Below are 18,505 nucleotides of genomic sequence, written 5' to 3'. Positions count from 1 at the left end.
TGCTGCACGTCACCGACATGGCATGGCGTCGTGTGAACCACCCATCTGAGATCCTGACAATTGGCGAAACCGTCAAAGTTCAGGTTATCAAGATCAACAAAGAAACCCACCGCATCAGCCTGGGCATGAAGCAGCTGCAGGACGATCCATGGGATCTGGTTGCTGCCAAGTACCCACTGTCTTCCGTGCACAAAGGCCGCGTGACCAACATCACCGATTACGGTGCTTTTGTTGAGCTGGAGCCAGGTGTTGAAGGTCTGGTTCACGTGTCCGAGATGTCTTGGACCAAAAAGAACGTTCACCCCGGCAAGATCGTATCCACCTCTCAGGAAGTGGACGTCATGGTGCTGGAAATCGACGGTGCCAAGCGCCGCGTTTCCCTTGGTCTCAAGCAGACCATGCGCAACCCATGGGAAGTGTTTGCAGAAACACACCCAGAGGGCACCGAGGTCGAAGGCGAAGTCAAGAACATCACCGAATTTGGTCTGTTCATTGGCCTGCCAGGCGAGATCGACGGCATGGTTCACCTCTCCGACTTGTCTTGGGACGAGCGCGGCGAAGAGGCGATTCAGAGCTACCACAAGAACGACGTTGTTCAGGCGGTTGTCTCCGAAGTTGACGTTGAAAAAGAGCGTATCTCCCTGTCGATCAAAGCCCTCGGCGGCGACAAGTTTGCAGATGCAGTTGGCGGCGTGAAGCGCGGCTCGATTGTGACCTGTGAAGTGACGGCCATCGAAGACGGCGGCATCGAAGTGGCGTACGAAGGCATGAAGTCCTTCATCCGTCGCTCCGACCTGTCCCGTGATCGTGCTGAGCAGCGCCCTGAGCGTTTCAACGTTGGTGACAAACTCGACGTACGTGTGACCAACATCGACAGCAAGACCCGTCGTTTGGGTCTGTCGATCAAAGCACGCGAGATTGCAGAAGAGAAAGAAGCCGTGGCACAGTACGGTTCTTCGGACTCCGGTGCATCCCTCGGCGATATCTTGGGCGCAGCGCTCAACACCGACGAGTAAGATCAACCGATCTTCGTGTAAGATTTTGGAAACCTCCGCCAGCGATGGCGGGGGTTTTCTTTTTGGCGGCGTGGTTGCGCCAAAGGATCGCCGCAATGCGGTGTGAGAATGTGGCCGACATCAACACGAGATGAGGTGCAAAGTGATACGAGTTGTGGTGCTGTTTGTGGCAGCTGTCGTCGTTTTGGCTTGTGCTGGTGCCGGGTTGTTTGTCTGGGCGGCCCAGAGCGCCAAAGCGCGTAATGAGGCAGCGACAATGCCGGTAGCGCAAGAGGCACCAGAGCCTGCGACATTCACAATGGAAAGTGCGACGCAGTTTCATGTGCGCCGTCTAAAAGAATTCAACTACGCGCCGTCTGAGAAAATGCAGCGTATTGTGGCGTCGGACTCAACACTTGATGGGATCACGCCGGTGAAGTGGCATTTTGTGGGGCCGCAGACAGCCCGGCCGGTGCCTTTGGTGGTGTTGTTTCATGGGCGGGACCGCACGGGATTGTCGATGATCGAGATGTGGTATGAAACCGCCCGCAACAATGGATTTGCAATTTTGGCTCCAACGGCTCCGGGTGGAAATTGGCCATATCAGGATCCGTCCCCGCAAGTTCTGGAAAAGATGATTACTCAATTGGATGCGACCCACTTGATCGATCGCGAGAGAGTGTATTTGTTTGGCCATTCTGCAGGGGCTGTCTATGTGCAAGCTTTGCTGAACAAGACACAAGGTCCTTGGAGCGCTGGAGCGACGCATGGTGGGTTTTTGCCCGTTGAATTTCAGATCATTCCACAGCAGCCCAAACCCTACAAAGCCTATGTGGGCCAATTTGAGACGGCATTTGAGTTGGCAGACATCCGTGCCACGGGCGAAGAGATGGCCAAGCGTGGTGTGGAGAACGATCTAATCGTGATCCCACAGCACACTCATTGGTTTTATGATATCGGCGACCAGATTGCCGCCGACAGTTGGGCTTGGTTCAAGAGCTTACCCTAGGTTTAGGTGTACAGTCTTTCTGCATGTAGAGTCAGCGCCTTCATTGCGGCCCGGTAGGGTGCAGGCCCAAAGCTGATGCGGGAGACACCCAGTGCAGCGAGTGGGGCGACGTCCGCAGTGACATCCAAACACATGGCGTTCACAGGCAGGGACACAGCGTCGCAGATGGCGCGGATCATCTCTGGGTCAGACAGGCCCGGGATGAAGAATCCGCTGGCGCCGGCCTCGGCGTAGGCCTTGCCGCGCGTGATGGCGGCCTCGACATGTTCGCTATGCTCCGCAGGGTCGGATTGCAGAAACAGATCTGTACGTGCGTTGATGAAGAGCGGGACATCGTGGGCGTCGGCCTCAGCGCGTATGGCGGTGAGGCGGGCGGATTGTGTGTCAATGTCATGTAGGCCGTCTCCTGCAACGACACGATCTTCAAAGTTGATACCAACGATGTCTGCGTCAATCACGCGCGCGATGTTTGTGCGCAATTCCTGCGGTGCGGTTGCGTACCCGCCTTCAAAATCAAGCGACACAGGCACACTACAAGTTGCAGTGATACGGGCAGCGATTTGCAGGAGGGTGTTTAGTGGCAATGCTTCGCCATCGGCATAGCCCTGTGCCCCTGCCACGGACCAGCTGCCGGTCGCTAGGGCAGGGGCGCCGCCTTTGGCAATGGCTGCACCGCTGCCGGCGTCCCAGCAATTGTAGAGCACAAGAGGAGTGCCGGGCTGGTGCAGCGCGGCAAAGGCGTGGGCGCGGTCAGCTTGGGTCATATACGTTTCCTTTTTTGTATTGGCGTTCGATTTCAATGAGTTTTTGTTTGCGCCAGAGGCCGCCGCCGTAACCCGTGAGCGCGCCATCTGCGCCAAGAACGCGGTGGCAGGGCACAAGCAGGGCGATTTGATTGGCACCATTGGCACGCGCAACTGCGCGAGTGGCCGAGGGACGATCAATCGAGTTGGCGAGCTCGGAATAGCTGCGGGTTTCGCCAGCAGGGATATCGCGGAGAGCGTGCCAGACCTCTTTGGTGAAAGCGGAGCCGTGAAAGGCGAGGGGTGTTTCGAAATTTGCACTCTGACCCGCGAAGAACGTGGCCAGTTCGGCTTCGACTTGATCCGTTGGGGCGAAGCGCCCCAAGCCGAGGTCGCCTTTGGCAAAGTCGCGCAGGCGGGTGAGTTCGCGGGGCAGGGCCTTGCGTTCAACAAACTCCAGCAGGTGCAAATGAGAGGCGCTGGAGACGGCGATCAGATCACCCAGCGGTGATGTGATCCAATCCGCGCGCAACAAACCGCCTTGTCGAAGGTCGGCAGGGGCGCACCCCAGTAGCCGGGCAAAGGCGGCGCGGAAAGCGGAGGGGCTGTCAAAGCTGGCGCTGTGTTGTGCATCAATGACTTTGCTGCCGCTGCTCAACACTTCAAACCCTTCGCGCAGGCGCCGTTGACGGGCCATTTCGAGGAAGGTCATACCAAACTGGCGCTTGAACGAGCGGCGCACGGTGGAGAGGTCAAAGCCCATTTGGGCAACGTGACGCTCGGTCCATCGGAAATCGGGGCGGTCATCCAATGCCGCGAGCAGGGCCGCGATGGTTGGGTCGGCCTCTGCCGCAGGAGCCATTGGATGACAACGTTTACAGGCGCGGTAGCCTTGCTCGATGCATTCCCCAATGGAGGCAACGAAGGTGCAGTTTTCTGTCTTGGGTTTGCGAGCTGGGCAAGTCAGGCGGCAAAAGACACCGGTGGAAGAGACACAGACATAGGCGCGTCCGTCATAAGCGGGATCGCGGGCCAGGAGGGCTGCATAAAGCGTGTCGTGGGTGGGCAAATCAAACATCATGACGGCACACTAGCAGGGGAGAAAAGCAGTACAGCCGGAAATCGGGCATGTATTTCAGAAACCCCCAAAAAAAGGCCGGGCAATTGCCCGGCCTTCCGATCGTTGTTGGCTGTTTTAGCGACCGCGGATGCGGGGATCGAGCGCGTCGCGCAGGCCGTCGCCAAGATAGTTCACCGACAGCACGGTCAGCGAGATGCCCAAGCCGGGCCAGAACACACGTTCCGGATAATCTTGCAGATACTGCACCGCGTCGTTCAATAAGCGGCCCCAGGTTGGGAAGTCTGGTGGGAAGCCAAGGCCCAAGAACGACAGCGCCGATTCCGTGATGATCGCGTTGGCGATCCCCAATGTGGCTGACACCATGATTGGCGACAGAACGTTGGGCAGGATGTGCCGTGTGATCATGTTCTTGTTGGACGTGCCAATGGAGCGGGCGGCCAGAACAAACTCACGTTCTTTCAGCGCCAGCACATCGCCACGCACGATCCGTGCGGTGGGCATCCAAGAGGTGATGCCAATGGCCACCACGATCAGGATGAAGATACCACGTTCAGGACCAACCGCTGAGGACAGCGGTTCGCGGAAGAGCATCATCATCACCAGAAGCAACGGCAGGATTGGCAACGCCAGGAACAGATCCGTCAGGCGCATCAGCGGGCCGTCCAGCTTCTTAAAGAAGCCAGCGACGATGCCGACAAAACTGCCGAGGCTCAAGGCCAACAGCATGGCGGTGAGACCCACAGCAATGGAGGTCTGCCCGCCAGCCATCATCCGCGCCAGAAGGTCACGGCCCAATTGGTCGGTGCCAAAGGGGTGTGCGAAGCTTGGACCTTGGTTGCGCGACCGGATGTCGATGTAGGTCGCGTCATAGGGCCAGAGCAGTGGGCCGAGAAAGACCCCGAACACAATGATCAGGAAGACGATGCCACCCAGCATGGCGCCTTTGTGCGCCTTGAACTGGTGCCAGACGTCATACCACTGGCTGTGCGGTGGGGTTGTCGGCTCGGTGTTGGTGGTATCAGTCATAGCGGATCCTCGGATCAAGAACGCCGTAGAGCACGTCTGCGATCAGGTTGAAGAAGACGATCAGGAAAGCGAACATAAAGGTCAGCGTCTGCACGGTGGGCAAATCGTTGGCCTGAATGGCGCCAATCAGCTGTGCGCCGATGCCGTTCACGGAGAACACCTGCTCGGTGATGATCGCGCCGCCAAAGATGGCTGGGAGACCCAACGCAATCACGGTCACAACCGGGATCATCGAGTTGCGCAACACATGCACCAGAACCACAACTTTCTCGCTCAGGCCTTTGGCACGTGCGGTGCGCACATAGTCCTGATTGAGGTTGTCCAGCATCGAGGCGCGCATGTAGCGGCTGATCTGGGCAGTGGTTTGCAAGGCAAGCACCATCACTGGCATGATCATCTGACGCAGCTGATAGACAAAGCTGTCCCAATCAACCACCTCATGTGTCGTGTCATAGATGAACGGGAACCAGCCCAAGTTCACCGAGAACAGAACGATCACCAGCGGACCGGTGAAGAACGGTGGAATGGAATAGCCGATCATGGTGATGAACGTACCAGCCTGATCGAACATCGAGTATTGCTTGTAAGCAGAGTAGATGCCGATCGGCAGCGCGATCATGATACCGACGATGTAGGACAAGCCTACAACCCAAAGGGTCTGTGGCAGGCGCTCGACAACCACGTCCATCACTGGGCCGCGGTGCTGCCAGCTGATGATGCGCAGCTTGCCTTCGGAAAAGGCGGTGCCAAACATGTGATCAAACAGAACCTGGGGTTCTACCCAGAAGAACTGGACCAGCCATTTGTAAAAACGAATATAGCCAGGTTCGCCAAGGCCAAGGGCCAGGCGCATCTTCTCTTTGACCTCTGGCGGGACGGTCAGGGGAACTTGTGCCATCGGATCGCCGGGCGCAAGCTCGAGCAGGAGGAAGATGACAAGTGAGATAAAGAGCAACGTCGGGATCGCAAGGATCAGACGGCGTATGGTGAAGGTCAGCATGAAAGCGCCTTTGTGCGTCGTTTTTGTTGTTGAGCCCCGCACAGTGACCTTACTGCGCGGGGCCTAAAAGAGTTGGGGCGAGCTCGAAAGCTCGCCCCATGTCGGTGAATTACTTCACGCGGTGCCAGTCAGCAACATTCCACAGCTCGGAGTCCCAAACGTTCAGGACGACGCCGCCCAGAGAGTTTGCGTGTGCCGAGACACGGCCACGGTGCACGAGAGGCACGATGGTGTAGCTGTCTTTGGTCAGCATGTTGTTCATCTTGATCGCGATCTCGCCGCGCTTCTCGATGTCACCGGTACGAGCCAGTTCATCGATCAGAGCGTCGTATGCCGGATCACAGAAACGGTTGATGTTTTCACCCTGCCATTGGCTGTCCGGCTTCGGCTCACCACCACAGCGATATGCTGCGAGGTACTGCTGAGGGTCGGTGCCGTTGAAGGTGTTGGCATACATTTCCACGTCTGCGTAGAACTTCTGGAAGGTGTCAGGGGAGCCTGGGTCACCGCCGAAGAAGACAGATGCGGACAGGTTGCGCAGCTCGGTTTCAACACCAATCTCGCTCCACCACTGTTTGATCAGGGCTTGGAAGTCCTGACGAACGGCGTTTGTGGAGGTTTGGTACAGAATGGACAGCTTCACGCCGTCTTTAGCGCGGATGCCGTCGCCACCTTTAACCCAACCAGCTTCGTCCAGCAGAGCGTTGGCGCCAGCGATGTCCTGCGTTGCGCAGTAGTCGTTTTTGGCAGCGTAGTTGTCTGGAGAAGGCACGAGGTCACAGGTAACTTTACCTGCTTTGCCGTAACCAATTTCCACCAGCAGTTCGCGGTCGATTGCCATGGACAGTGCTTTACGCACGTTCATGTCAGACAGGAACGGGTGAGGATGTGCAACAGTGCCGCGCTCGCCTTCCGGAAGATCGGAGGACGGGTTGGTCATGTTCATTTCGAGACGCTCGACCAGCGGACCGAAGCCTGCAACAGCTTTGCCTTTGCCGCCTTCTTCCATCTTGGCAATCACATCGGGTGCCAGCTGGAGGTTCCAGGCGTAGTCAAATTCGCCGGTTTCTAGAACCGCGCGACCAGCACCGGTTGCGTCGCCGCCCCCTTTGAAAGTCACAGATGCGAACGCAGGCTTAGATGCGTCACGGTAGTTTGGGTTGGCTTCGTACTGGATCACGTCGTTGGTCTTGAAGTTAGTCACAACGAATGGGCCGGTGCCGATTGGGCCGAAGTTCTCAGCAGTACACTCGGGCGCTTTGGCACCGGTGCAGTTTTCAAACTGAGCTTTCTGGATAATCGGGGATTGACCGCCAACAAATGGGCCGTATGGGTTCGGCTTTGGTTGGTTGAAAGTCACTTTGACGGTTTTGTCGTCAATCGCTTCGATGTTTTCAACGCCGTCAAAGAATGCCGCTTGAGCACAGCCACCTTCGGGGTGCATGCAGTATTCGCCGGTGAAGACAACGTCAGCAGCGGTCACTGCGGACCCATCAGACCACATCATGCCATCTGCGATGGTCCAGGTGATGCTGGTCAGGTCTTCGGAAACACCACCGTTTGAAACGGTTGGAATTTCAGCTGCGAGGAATGGAACCATTTTGCCGGTTTCGTCGTAACGTGCCAGCGGCTCCAGGGTGAGGGAAGCGGATTCAACGTCCTTGGTACCCGAAGACAGATATGGGTTCAGGATGGAAGGCGCTTGCCAATAAATGATGTTCACGTGGCCGTCCGAACCGCGCTCTGCCATGGCCGCTGGGGCCATCACAAACGCTGCTGCGGCGCCAAGCATCAAAGTTTTTGCTTTCATGTCTCACTCCATGTTGGTGCACACTGGTTGCGTGCGTTCGGGCAGATTGATTCCGCCCGGTTTTTGCTTGTCAGGAAGGGACACAGATGTTGCCATCTACGGTTCCACAAGGTGGAAAAGTCGTACACCCCTCCGACTGCAGGCATCACAGACCAGTGGGGGTGAAATTGCAAGGGGCCAAATTGAATAAATGTTCATTCAGAGCTGGAAACTGGCCCAACATGGTTTGACCATTGCATTTGTGGGCGGTAGCGTCTGGCCGAGGGACAAATAAAAACAATACTCAGGGGAGCCACCTTCATGTTGGACAACGCCATTGCGTCAATCGAAAATCTGCGAGTCGAGTTCCAGACAAAGGACGGCCCTGTGGTGGGCGTGGAGGATGTGTCCTTCAAGGTGAACCCCGGTGAAACCGTTTGTATTGTTGGTGAATCTGGATCCGGAAAATCGGTATCATCACTTTCGCTGATGCGTTTGGTGGAATTCGGCGGCGGCGAAATTGCGGGCGGTAGACTACTGTTTGACCGCAAAGATGCGGACGATGTGAACTTGGCCGAGGCCAATCAGGATCTGATGCGGACGATTCGCGGCAATGAGATCGGTATGATCTTTCAGGAGCCGATGACTGCGCTGAACCCGGTGTTCACAGTGGGTCGTCAGCTGACCGAAGGGCTGCGGTTGCATAAAAACCTGTCCAAATCGGATGCGGAAGCCCGGGCAATTGAACTGTTGCGCGAAGTGCGTATTCCGGAACCCGAGCGTCGCCTGAAGCAATATCCGCACGAGCTGTCCGGCGGTATGCGCCAGCGTGTTGTGATTGCCATGGCGATGGCCTGTGAGCCGCGCTTGTTGATCGCGGATGAGCCTACAACAGCTTTGGACGTGACCATTCAGGCCGAGATTCTCGCGCTGATGGACCGGCTGAAGCGTGAAACTGGCACTGCCGTAATGTTTATCACGCATGACATGGCGGTTGTGGCGCAGATGGCAGACCGCGTTGTGGTAATGTTCCGCGGCAACAAAGTTGAAGAGGGCACTGTCGAAGAGATCTTCGAGAACCCGACACACGACTATACAAAGGCACTGCTAGCCGCTGTGCCAAAGTTGGGTGAAATGACCGGCACGGATGTGCCAAGCCCAATGAAGCTGTTTGGCGACAACACCCATAGCACCGATCCGATCCCGGGCACCGAAGAACCAATCCTGGAGGTAAAGAACCTTGTCACGCGTTTCCCGGTAAAAGGCGGCTTGATGCGTCGGACTGTGGCCAATGTTCACGCCGTCGAGGACCTATCTTTCACGGTAAACAAAGGGCAGACCTTGTCGCTGGTTGGGGAATCCGGCTGTGGTAAGTCGACGGCTGGCCGTTCTTTGTTGCGCCTGGTGGAGCCGACCTCCGGTGAAGTGAGCTTTGACGGACAGGACATTATTTCTTTGAACCCCAAAGAGATGCACACAGCGCGCCAAGAGATGCAGATGATCTTTCAAGATCCATTTGCGTCGCTGAACCCGCAGATGATGTTGCAGGATCAGGTCAGCGAACCGATGCGCAACTATGGCACGCATTCCGGCAGCGAGCTTCAGAAGCGTGTTGAGATGCTGTTTGATCGTGTGGAGTTGCCGCGCAGCTTTATGCGTCGCTATCCGCATGAAATGTCTGGTGGTCAGCGTCAGCGGATTGCGATTGCCCGTGCGCTTGCCCTGAATCCAAAGCTGATTGTCTCAGACGAAGCAGTGTCCGCATTGGATGTGTCGGTTCAGGCGCAGGTTTTGAACCTGATGATGGAGTTGCAGGCTGAGCTGGGTATTTCTTACGTCTTTATCAGCCACGATATGGCGGTTGTGGAACGTGTGAGCCACCATGTGGGTGTTATGTATTTGGGTCGGATTGTGGAACTTGGCCCGCGTCGCGCGGTGTTTGAGAATCCTCAGCACCCCTACACACAATCTTTGATGAAGGCGGTTCCGATTGCTGACCCACGTCAGCGTAAATCGGAGAAAGACCTGAACTTTAAGCCAATCCCGTCGCCAATCCACCCAGAAGGATATGAGGCCGCGCTGTCGGAGTACAAAGAGGTTGGTCCAGGTCACAAGGTTCTGATCACTGACAGCGGATATTAAGCGCATGGCGGAGCGTCTGAACCCGCGGGCCATTTTGGATAAGCTGGTGTCGTTTCCAACCGTGAGTCATGACACCAATTTGCCACTGATCAACTGGGTGCAAGACTACCTGCAAAGCCACGGAATTGTGGCCCATCAGCACCCTCACGAGACAGACCCTGCCAAGGCGGGGCTGTTTGCCCATGTCGGGCCTAAAATTGAGGGTGCGGTTGTGTTTTCCGGGCACACCGATGTGGTTCCCGTGGAAGGTCAGCCGTGGTCAACGAACCCCTTCGAGGTTGTTGAGCAAGACGGGAAGCTGTTTGGTCGTGGTACGTGTGACATGAAAGGCTTTGACGCGCTGGCGATTTGGGCCGTCGTGGAAGGGCATTACAGTGACCTGAAGCGGCCGCTGCAGTTGGCTTTGTCGTATGACGAGGAAATTGGCTGTACGGGCGCGGCGCCTCTTATTGAAAGCATCGACAAACATTTTCCGAAAGGATCTGCGGTCATCGTTGGTGAGCCGTCGATGATGGGCGCGGTGACCGGTCACAAAGGTGGGCAAGGGTTCAACGTTCATGTGCGCGGCTTTGAAGTGCACAGCTCGCTGATGCACACTGGCGTGAACGCAATCATGTATGGGGCCAAGCTGATTGAGTGGGCCAACGAGATGAATCTCGAAAACCGTGCCAAAGAGGCAGGACCAGTGGCGGCAACGTTTGAACCGCCCTGGACCACGGTGCACGTTGGCATGATTGAGGGTGGTACAGCCCACAACATCACGGCATTGGACTGTCGCTTTGGTCTCGATTTCCGGATTGTGCCCGATGAGAACCGCGACGACTGGATCGCGCGGTTTAAGGCCAAGGTGGCCGAGGTTGAGGCGGAGATGCAGGCGGTTGTGCCGGAGAGCCACATCGACCTGCAAGAGAAGTTCTATGTCCCGGGGCTGCTTCCGGAAGAGGCGGGAGAGGCTGAGGCACTGGTGCGTCAGTTGACCGGAGACAATGCGTCCCGCGTGGTGAGCTACGGCACCGAAGGCGGGCATTTCCAAAACGCGGACTATTCCACCGTGATCTGTGGACCTGGCGACATTGCCCAAGCGCACCAGCCTGACGAGTTTCTGACGGTTGCGCAGTTTGAGGCCGGAAAAGGCTTTATGGAGAAGCTGATCGCCGCGTGCTCCTGAGGTCGTCCCAAAGGGGCATGAAATTAACCGAAATGAACGGTTAATGCCTGTCAAATTTTAACCATGGCTTAAGAAACCCGCCTATTACCCCCTACGGAGGGCTTGGCGGGTTAACAACCTGTTGATAACGTCGGAAGCGTTCAGAGGTGATGGAGTGTCATGCGTCATAGTCTTCCGATAGTTCCGCAGTTTTATGTGACCGCGCCGCAGCCATGCCCGTATCTGGAGGGCCGGATGGAGCGTAAGCTCTTCACCGCCTTGCAAGGGGACAATGCGACCGCCCTGAATGACTCGTTGTCTCAACAAGGGTTTCGGCGTTCACAAAACGTGCTCTATCGGCCGTCTTGTACCGACTGCAACGCCTGCATGTCTGCGCGGATTGATGTGTCAAAATTCACCGCAACCAAGAGCCAACGCCGCGCGGCGCGGCGCAATGGACATCTGCAGCGGCGCGCCACGTCTCCTTGGGCCACGGAAGAACAGTTTGATCTGTTCCGCCGGTATCTCGACAGCCGCCATGCGGAGGGCGGTATGGCGGATATGGACGTGTTTGAATTTGCCGCGATGATCGAGGAAACGCCCATTCGAAGCCGGGTGGTGGAGTATTGTGATCAGGACAGCGGTCAGCTGACAGGCGTGTGCCTAACTGATGTGCTCGAAGACGGTGTGAGCATGGTCTATTCGTTTTATGAGCCGGAGATGAGCCGCACATCACTGGGCACTTTCCTGATCCTCGATCACATCGAGATCGCCCGCGAGGCTGGCCTGCCGTATGTCTATCTTGGCTATTGGGTGCCAGGCAGCCAAAAGATGAACTACAAAGCTAAATTTTCGGGGTTAGAGGTGTTTGTCGGTGGGCGCTGGCAGGCGATGACAAATCCGGAAGAGTTCTCAGAAGACAGTCACCCGCTGTCAACACCGCCAATTGCCGAGCAAGTGGCGAGTATTTCATTGCCTGAGGCGCGTGGGCGTAAGCTGTGAAATGACACGCCATCTGTATGCGTTGGCGCTGGTTGTGCCGGATTATGACGTTGCCCTAGAATTTTATGTCGGAAAACTCGGATTTGTCGTGCGGGAAGATCTGCAGCTTTCCAAGGAGAAACGCTGGGTAGTGGTCGCCCCAGATGAGAGCTGTGCAACCAACGTTTTACTCGCCAAAGCACAAGGCTCACGGCAAGAGGCCGCGATTGGCGATCAGTTCGGTGGTCGGGTTGGACTGTTCCTCAACACTGATGATTTTGATCGGGACTATGACAAAATGCAGGCCGCAGGCGTCCACTTTGAAGAAGTGCCCCGTGTTGAGGAATACGGCAAGGTGGCCGTGTGGCGCGATCCGTTTGACAACCGGTGGGATTTGTTGGAGCTGAAGGCGCACAAGCTGAGGTAAACCTGCCTGTAGTGAGCGCCACTTTCCAATGACAAATCTCTACGACGAGGGCTGAAAGAATGTTGCCGCCAAACTAGATTGGCGGCAACACATTCATCCGACTTAGTTGGTTGCACTCATACCCATGGCACGTTTGGACATCAGCTCAATTGCGTTGCCTGCGGCGCGGGTGTAAGGCGGCCAGAACATGGTTTCTTCGAAGAAGTCCGGGTTGGCCTCGATCAGAGGGTTGGCATCGACCAACGAGGAAGATGCCACCATACCGAGACCTTCAACCACGCGGGTCTGGACCTCTTTGCCAATGAAATAGTTGGCAAAGATTTCGGCCGCTTCCAGTTTTTTACCATCCAGATGTTTGGCGAAGTTGATGGTGTCGAGCCACACGGTGTTGCCTTCCGCAAACGGTACCAGACCCCAGTTGCCTCCTTCTGCGATGGCCGCAGACGCACCTACGCCATAAGAGGCCACCAGGTCGTATTCGCCAGTGAAAGGCGGGGAGGCGCTCCAGAAGTGGCCAACCTGGCCGTAGAGCGCGTTCACAGTCTGCTGTAGCTCGCTGTCTGGGGAAGCGAGGGCGCCCAAAGAGGCGCGGTCGCCGGAGACATCGTTCACTTCAAAGGCGGTGCGGCCAAGCGCCAGCAAGGCCAGCGACACGTTGGGGTGCACCTGCCCATCGGTGAGCGACAGGCGGCCTTTCCATTCCGGCTCAAGCATGTCCTTCACCGAGGTGGGCATGTCCTGAACGGTGTCGAGGTTGGCCCAGATGCCGTAAGCGCCGCCACCCCACGGAATGTAGAGATGTTGATCACCCTTCATGCCCATTGGAATGTTGGTCAGCGCCTTGGACAAATGCTGATAGTTCTCTAGCCGAGGGGAATTCACGTCGATCGGCTGTAGCATGTTGGCAGAGGGGCTGCCTTCCATGTTGATGTAATTCAGCGTCAGGAAGGACACATCCACATCACCAGAGCGCAGCATGTCAAACATCTGCTGCGGCCCTTCTGCAACCGTTTCCAGCAGGTTGACCTCAACGTCGTATCCTTGCTCTTTCAGGAGGGCATTGACTGCCGCCACCTCGGTGTCGTTGACGTAGCCGTCCCAAGAAAAAATATTGAGCTGTTCGGTTGCATGCGCCATGCTCGCGCTCGCCGCCAAAATACATCCCATCAAAGCGTGTTTCATCTAGGCACCCCAGTTGTTGAAAACAGTGTTAGTGCGATCGGGCAAAAGTTTCCCAAACGACTTGGCGCCAGATTGCTGTGCACCCCCTAACAACCTGTGAATGTGTTGCGGGTGTGTGGGGTGATCCCTAGTTGAAAGTCCTGCAAAGTTGAGAGGCTCTTGTTTCAATTGTGTTCAACTCAAGCGGGCAACAAAAAAAACGCGGCGCCCGGGGGCACCGCGTTCTCACAAACCGCTGATGCGGTGATGTGATTATTCTTCGGCTGCGGCTTCTTCACCTTCGGCAGCTTCACCTTCTTCGTCTTCACCAGCGGAGCGCAGGCCAGACGGCGCGGACAAGTTGGCAATCACGAAGTCACGATCGATGGTTGGCTTCGCGCCTTCCGGAAGATCGATCTGGCTGATGGTGATGGTGTCGCCGATGTCTTTACCGGTCAGGTCCACAACCAGACGCTCAGGAATGTCACCTGCGGTCACGTTCAGCTCAACTTCAGGACGTACGATGGTCAGCACGCCGCCTTTTTTGATGCCCGGTGCTTCTTCTTCGTTTTCAAAATCAACGTGGATGAACAGGCTGATTTTGGAAGTGCGGCGCAGACGCAGCAGGTCGATGTGGGTTGGCAGATCTTTGATGACGTCGCGCTGAACGCCACGGCAGATCACACGCACGTCTTCCTGACCTTCAACCTTCAGGTTGAACAGGGTCGACAGGAAGCGGCCATCTTTCAGTTTCTTCAGCAGAACATTGAAAGGAATTTGGATTGCCACAGGGTCGGCTTCGCCGCCGTATACAACACCAGGAACCATGCCATCGCGACGTGCTTGACGAGCGGCGCCCTTGCCTGTCCCCGTACGTGCTTCGGCGATAAGATCAGGAATTTGACCAGCCATTTTGAATTCTCCATATACATAGGCAGGGATCCTCCAAGGCTGTATCCCCGCGTGAAGCCGCGCCTATACCGCGGATTTGTCTGAATGCAAAGGGGATTCGCGCCTTAAACGCTCCGAAATTCCCGTAATACGCCGCCGGCAGCCACAACTCTGTCATAAAGCTCAAAATCTGCCGGGCGCGCGGCGCGAAATGCCGCTTCCACGTCGGGTGACAGAGGGGCCTCCACGTCGGGGGAGACGTTTTTCTGGCGCGGAAGAACCTTTGCCCCAAAACGCTCTTCGATAAAGGCTTGAAGCAGCTCTTGGCGATCATACGCAAAAAGGTGATCGACTGGAACGTCGCCTTCCGCCAAGGACAGGAAGGACGCTTGGGAACCGATGCCAGCGGCTTTGGACGGGTGTTTGCTGATCGCGTCGCTGACATAGTCATCAAAGCTTATGCCGCCGTGGCACGTGGGGGCATTCGGGGCCATCCGCTCTGGGCTGCGGTATTTGTACCAACTGCGCGCATGGTCAATTGGATCTCGGATCACCGCAAAGCGTTCCGGCGCAATGCCGTAGGTGTCTTTGAGGAATGGTGCAAACTTGGCGTGGTATTTGCCGATGGTCATGTGTTTCACCCGTTTGGTGAAAATCACATCTGCCCGAGGTCTCAGCGCCAACTCATAAGCGGTGGAGCCGGTTTTGGGCACAGAAAGAAATGCCAGATTTGGTTTGAAAAAGACCAACATACACGCGATACCTCTTGTCCGATGCGTTTATGACGCGCCGGACAAGAGCTTGTCAAAGCAATTGGTTATGCCTGCCAGCGGCCTTCGAAGTTTTCCGGCACCAGGAGTATGTTGCGATCCAGCTCGTCAATGGTGCGGCGACCACATAGCGCCATGGACACGTCGAGCTCCTTGTGGATCACCTCCAGCGCTTTGGTGACGCCGGCTTCCCCCATAGCGCCAAGACCGTAAATAAAGGCGCGGCCTATGTAGGTGCCTTTGGCACCGAGTGCCAGCGCCTTAAGGACGTCCTGACCGGAGCGGATGCCGCTATCAAGGTGGACTTCTACCTGATCACCCACGGCTTCCATGATGGAGGGCAGGGCGCGGATTGCGCTGAGTGCGCCATCCAATTGGCGACCACCGTGATTTGAAACAATGATTGCATCCGCGCCAACCTTGAGCGCCATTTTGGCATCGTCCGCGTCCAGAATGCCCTTGAGAATGACCTTGCCGCCCCACTTCTCTTTGATTTTGGCAACCTTATCCCAGTCAAGGGTCAGGTCGAAGCTTTCTGCTGTCCAAGCGCCGAGGTCTGCGGTGTCGGTGACGCCGTCAACATGGCCAACGATGTTGCCAAAGTTGCGCCGTTTCGCGCCCAGCATTTCGATGCCCCAGCGCCATTTTGTCATCAAGTTGGCTATGGTGGACGGTGTCAGCTTCGGCGGGGCAGAGAGACCGTTTTTGAGATCTTTGTGGCGCTGGCCCAGAATCTGAAGATCTAGCGTGATCACCAAGGCCGAGCATTTCGCGTCTTTGGCGCGCTGGATCAATCGGTCGACAAAACCCTCATCCGTCATGGTATAAAGCTGGAACCAAAACGGTTTTGTGGTGGCCTCGGCGACCTCTTCGATTGAATTGATCGACATTGTCGAGAGGGTGAACGGCACGCCAAATTTCTCGGCGGCACGCGCTGCTTTGATTTCCCCATCTGCGCATTGCATACCGGTAAGGCCAACTGGTGCCAAGGCGACGGGCATTGCCACATCTTGCCCGATCATCTGGCTTGCCGTCGAGCGCCCGGACATGTCGACGGCCACACGTTGGCGCAAATAGATGTCGGCAAAGTCAGAGGTGTTCTCAACAAAGGTTTTTTCTGTCCAACTGCCGGTCTCTGCGTAGTCGTAAAACATTCGCGGTGCGCGGCGTTGATAGAGGCGTTTGAGGTCCTCAATACAGGTGATGACAGTCATAAACTCACTCTCAAGTCGCTTTTGGTAAATGTTCTTTACCAATATGGCGGGGTTGGCGCAATCCTTCTTTGGGGTTAATGCGATGTTTACACTTTGTTCTCACAATGGACTGGGTGAGATTTTTGAGAGTGACGCGGAGGTTTTCCATGAAAGGCATTGTTTTTGTCGAATTGATCCGAATGGCCGAGTCTGTGATGGGCGAGGAGGCGGTGGATGACATTTTGGATAAGGCTGATTTGGAAAACGACGGCGCATTTAGCGCTGTGGGCAATTACCCTTGTCGAGAACTGTTGCAGATTGTGGACGCGGTTGGTGCGGAACTTGGCGCGCCGGTTGAAGCGCTGCACAAACAGTTTGGCCATTGGATGTTTGGCCGGTTTGAAGACGGATATCCGGTGTTTTTTGAGGGTAAAACCGACGGCTTTGACATGTTGGAATCCATCGAAAATGAGGTCCACGTCGAAGTGCGCAAGCTTTATCCTGAAGTTGAGTTGCCGACATTTGCGACAGAACGGCTCGATGACGGTCGGTTCAAGATGGTGTACTCAAGCGAGCGTCCCCTGCAACACTTTTGCCATGGCTTGATCGAGGCATGTTTACAGCATTTCAAGCATGATGCGTCGATTCAAATGACGGAGCGAAAGGATGGCGACAAATTCTGTGCCGAGTTTGTGATGCAGAAAGCGGCCTGATGTACCTACGTGAGCCCATAGCGCCACCGACAGATGCTGTATCGCGCCGGAGGTACCTTCGGGAGCGTGTCGCGCGTGAGGAAGCGGAGACACTTCTGGAGGGAAAAAGTCGCGAGCTTTATGAGGCCAATCAACGTTTGCAGAAGCTTCTTGGCACAATGGAGCAGGCCGTGCGTGACCGCACAAGCGAGCTAGAAGACGCCCGTGTTGCTGCAGAGTCGGCAAATGAGGCGAAATCGGCATTTCTGGCTTCGATGAGCCACGAAATCCGTACGCCACTCAATGGAATTCTTGGCATGGCCCAAGCGCTGGACGACAGCGGTTTGAGCGATGATCAAGCCAAATTGGTTGCGATTCTGGGGGACAGCGGTCGATTGCTATTAGCGCTTATCAATGACGTTTTGGATATCTCCAAGATTGAAGCAGGTAAGCTGGAGTTTGAGATCATCCCTTACAAGCTGTCGGACTTGGTGGATGGTATGCGGCACCATTACCAATTCCGGGCAGAGGAAAAAGGGCTCAGTTTTGAAGCTGTGCTATCAAAGGCGGCCCATTGCTCTGTGCACACGGATCCGGTGCGGTTGCAACAGGTCGTGGGCAACCTTTTGTCAAATGCGATTAAGTTCACGGAATCGGGCTCTGTTTCCTTGTCTATCGACCTGGTGCCACACCGGTCGGGAAAGGCGGTGCTGAGCCTTAAAGTTCGAGACACCGGGCCTGGCATTCCGAAATCTCAGCAGCTGCGATTGTTCGAGCGGTTTAACCAAGCAAACACCAGCGTGACACGCATGCACGGGGGCACCGGCCTGGGGTTGGCAATTTCTCGACACATCTGCGAATTAATGGGCGGGGAGGTATCTCTACGGTCCAGTCTTGGCGCTGGTGCTGAGTTTCACGCCAAAGTTCCGGTTGATCCGGCTGAGGAACGGGCCGTTTCGGTTGCGTCCGTGACGGCCGCTGATGCAGGGCGCAACCTGGCTGGCTTGCGGGTTTTGGCGGCGGAAGACAATCGCACCAATCAAATAGTGCTTAAGCACATGCTAAAGAAAGTTGGTCTCACATTGGAGATTGTTGAGAACGGGAGTGCAGCAGTGCAGGCTTGGAAAACGGGGCACTACGACATGATATTGATGGATATCAATATGCCCGTTATGGATGGGCTAGAGGCAACGCGACAAATCCGCGAAATTGAAAGTCGAGACATGCTGGAGGCGACGCCAATCCTAGCCGTGAGCGCAAATGCCATGGTTCATCAGGTGGCAGGCTACTTATCAGAGGGCATGAGCGGGCATGTTGCCAAACCCATTAGCCGAGAGTGCCTGGTGCAGGCCATGGCCAATGCGCTGGCCGCAGAAGGGCGTTGGCCAGACTAGTCACGGGCATGATAGAGGCGCGGGCAGACCCGAATATGCCCCCCCGCGCAAGTTGCACAGCGCA

Annotated in this window: 17 protein-coding genes; 8 read left to right on the top strand and 9 right to left on the bottom strand. The window is 56.1% G+C overall.

Translation table 11 applies throughout. The annotated features are described in order from the left end of the window. Both QZ517_RS09375 and QZ517_RS09370 read left to right on the top strand, forming a co-directional pair. The coding region (locus QZ517_RS09375) for a S1 RNA-binding domain-containing protein (protein WP_294225634.1) at positions 1-1,016 on the top strand (1,016 nt) is incomplete at its 5' end. Between the two features lie 142 nt (positions 1,017-1,158). Beyond that, entirely contained in the window at positions 1,159-2,004 is an 846-nt protein-coding gene (locus QZ517_RS09370) for a hypothetical protein (RefSeq protein WP_294225630.1), read from the top strand. 2 nt (positions 2,005-2,006) lie between these two features. On the opposite strand, the gene QZ517_RS09365 is transcribed toward QZ517_RS09370, so the two are convergent. The 5 genes from QZ517_RS09365 to QZ517_RS09345 all read right to left on the bottom strand — a co-directional run bounded on the left by QZ517_RS09365 (position 2,007) and on the right by QZ517_RS09345 (position 7,664). Beyond that, the gene (locus QZ517_RS09365) at positions 2,007-2,768 is read right to left on the bottom strand and encodes an isocitrate lyase/phosphoenolpyruvate mutase family protein (RefSeq protein WP_294225627.1); all 762 of its coding nucleotides are present in this window, start codon (positions 2,766-2,768) and stop codon (positions 2,007-2,009) included. Further along, positions 2,755-3,828 carry a bifunctional transcriptional activator/DNA repair enzyme AdaA gene (locus QZ517_RS09360; protein WP_294225625.1) on the bottom strand — a complete coding sequence of 358 codons (1,074 nt, stop codon included), beginning with the start codon at positions 3,826-3,828 and terminating at the stop codon, positions 2,755-2,757. Before QZ517_RS09360 ends, QZ517_RS09365 begins: the two co-directional genes overlap by 14 nt. A 114-nt stretch (positions 3,829-3,942) precedes the next feature. Beyond that, positions 3,943-4,854 carry an ABC transporter permease gene (locus QZ517_RS09355; RefSeq protein WP_294225623.1) on the bottom strand — a complete coding sequence of 304 codons (912 nt, stop codon included), beginning with the start codon at positions 4,852-4,854 and terminating at the stop codon, positions 3,943-3,945. Further along, on the bottom strand, positions 4,847-5,854 hold the full coding sequence (locus tag QZ517_RS09350) for an ABC transporter permease (RefSeq protein WP_294225620.1): 1,008 nt from the start codon (positions 5,852-5,854) through the stop codon (positions 4,847-4,849). Before QZ517_RS09350 ends, QZ517_RS09355 begins: the two co-directional genes overlap by 8 nt. Before the next feature lie 109 nt (positions 5,855-5,963). Then, positions 5,964-7,664 (bottom strand): peptide ABC transporter substrate-binding protein, encoded by a 1,701-nt coding sequence (locus QZ517_RS09345; RefSeq protein WP_294225617.1) that lies wholly within the window; start codon positions 7,662-7,664, stop codon positions 5,964-5,966. Between the two features lie 300 nt (positions 7,665-7,964). On the opposite strand from QZ517_RS09345, the gene QZ517_RS09340 reads away from it, so the two are divergent. The 4 genes from QZ517_RS09340 to QZ517_RS09325 all read left to right on the top strand — a co-directional run bounded on the left by QZ517_RS09340 (position 7,965) and on the right by QZ517_RS09325 (position 12,340). After that, a complete protein-coding gene (locus QZ517_RS09340; protein ID WP_294225615.1) occupies positions 7,965-9,785 on the top strand; it encodes an ABC transporter ATP-binding protein in 1,821 nt (606 codons plus the stop codon). A gap of 4 nt (positions 9,786-9,789) precedes the next feature. Then, positions 9,790-10,953, top strand: coding sequence for an acetylornithine deacetylase (gene argE / locus QZ517_RS09335; protein ID WP_294225610.1), 1,164 nt, complete (start codon positions 9,790-9,792; stop codon positions 10,951-10,953). 159 nt (positions 10,954-11,112) lie between these two features. Continuing rightward, the gene (locus QZ517_RS09330; RefSeq protein WP_294225604.1) at positions 11,113-11,934 is read left to right on the top strand and encodes an arginyltransferase; all 822 of its coding nucleotides are present in this window, start codon (positions 11,113-11,115) and stop codon (positions 11,932-11,934) included. A gap of 1 nt (position 11,935) precedes the next feature. Continuing rightward, positions 11,936-12,340 carry a VOC family protein gene (locus tag QZ517_RS09325; protein ID WP_294225600.1) on the top strand — a complete coding sequence of 135 codons (405 nt, stop codon included), beginning with the start codon at positions 11,936-11,938 and terminating at the stop codon, positions 12,338-12,340. Positions 12,341-12,442: 102 nt separating this feature from the next. Here the strand turns inward: QZ517_RS09325 and QZ517_RS09320 are convergent, their stop codons facing one another. The 4 genes from QZ517_RS09320 to QZ517_RS09305 form a co-directional block, all read right to left on the bottom strand. After that, a complete protein-coding gene (locus QZ517_RS09320) occupies positions 12,443-13,522 on the bottom strand; it encodes an extracellular solute-binding protein (RefSeq protein WP_294225597.1) in 1,080 nt (359 codons plus the stop codon). A 252-nt stretch (positions 13,523-13,774) separates the two neighbouring features. After that, positions 13,775-14,413 (bottom strand): 50S ribosomal protein L25/general stress protein Ctc, encoded by a 639-nt coding sequence (locus tag QZ517_RS09315; RefSeq protein ID WP_294225594.1) that lies wholly within the window; start codon positions 14,411-14,413, stop codon positions 13,775-13,777. Between the two features lie 104 nt (positions 14,414-14,517). After that, complete coding sequence (locus QZ517_RS09310) at positions 14,518-15,144, bottom strand: hypothetical protein (protein ID WP_294225591.1); 627 nt, start codon at positions 15,142-15,144, stop codon at positions 14,518-14,520. Between the two features lie 65 nt (positions 15,145-15,209). Next, a complete protein-coding gene (locus QZ517_RS09305) occupies positions 15,210-16,376 on the bottom strand; it encodes an alpha-hydroxy acid oxidase (protein ID WP_294225589.1) in 1,167 nt (388 codons plus the stop codon). Between the two features lie 146 nt (positions 16,377-16,522). Here QZ517_RS09305 and QZ517_RS09300 point away from each other — a divergent pair, with 146 nt between their 5' ends. Then, a complete protein-coding gene (locus tag QZ517_RS09300; RefSeq protein WP_294225586.1) occupies positions 16,523-17,068 on the top strand; it encodes a heme NO-binding domain-containing protein in 546 nt (181 codons plus the stop codon). Beyond that, positions 17,068-18,441, top strand: coding sequence for an ATP-binding protein (locus QZ517_RS09295; protein ID WP_294225585.1), 1,374 nt, complete (start codon positions 17,068-17,070; stop codon positions 18,439-18,441). The genes QZ517_RS09300 and QZ517_RS09295 overlap by 1 nt, the downstream gene beginning before the upstream one ends. The last annotated feature ends 64 nt before the right edge of the window (positions 18,442-18,505 follow it).

The organism is uncultured Shimia sp. (assembly GCF_913054185.1).
Classification (GTDB): domain Bacteria; phylum Pseudomonadota; class Alphaproteobacteria; order Rhodobacterales; family Rhodobacteraceae; genus Shimia.
The sequence above is the reverse complement of the archived record's forward strand: the minus strand, read 5'-3'. Positions and strand labels throughout refer to the sequence as shown.